Raw genomic sequence first — 661 nt, 5'->3', positions numbered from 1 at the left:
GCCCAAGGATTTTTATCGACCGTTGCATTTATCGCGTTTTTCATCTATAATCCCCTCTTGTATTGATTTTAGACTATTGAATGGGTAGGCTCCCACCTACCCGTTTTTCGTTACTCTAAAGCCGTACGCGATACTCAACCGGCTCCCTTACAAATCTCCCCCTGCTTCTTTTTCACTCAAAGGGGAAACTTAAATCACTCCATACTCCTCACCCAATCAGGCAAAGACGCATAAAAACTGGATTGTATTGATTTAGAAATTGAAATGGATAAGACTTCTCCCCCCTTTCTCTGTTCATTCTTCAAGCCCGCACATGGACCTCAACCAGTCCCCTTAAATCCCCCCTCTCCTTTTCCTATTGCTTAGGAAACTTTATCACTTCACGCCCCTCATCAGACGCCGAAAGCCTTCTCAAAGCTTTATGCAAATGATGGCTAAATTCTTGGGCGTCCAAAGCCTCGTCCTCCTTCGCTTGCAAAGCTAAATTCCCCATATTGTTTGGCATCAATCTCGTAACCTTTGGCTTTATCGGAAGCTTGGATTTGAACGCTTCATCCTTTTTCTCAAGGCGCCCATAAACATCTGCCAAGTGATCAGGCGCAAGCTTTGCCGCTAGCTGCTTTTCTGCTTTAACAGCCTTCACATATTCTTTACGCAAACG

At 44.6% G+C, this 661-nt stretch carries 1 pseudogene; it reads right to left on the bottom strand.

What is annotated here, in order from left to right:
• Nucleotides 1-355 precede the first annotated feature (355 nt).
• Nucleotides 356-661, bottom strand: a pseudogene (locus J7R12_RS08610) (transposase domain-containing protein); the annotation flags it as partial.

The sequence above is a fragment of the Bartonella vinsonii subsp. vinsonii genome (assembly GCF_902825235.1).
Taxonomy (GTDB): Bacteria; Pseudomonadota; Alphaproteobacteria; order Rhizobiales; family Rhizobiaceae; genus Bartonella; species Bartonella vinsonii.
The sequence above is the reverse complement of the archived record's forward strand: the minus strand, read 5'-3'. Positions and strand labels throughout refer to the sequence as shown.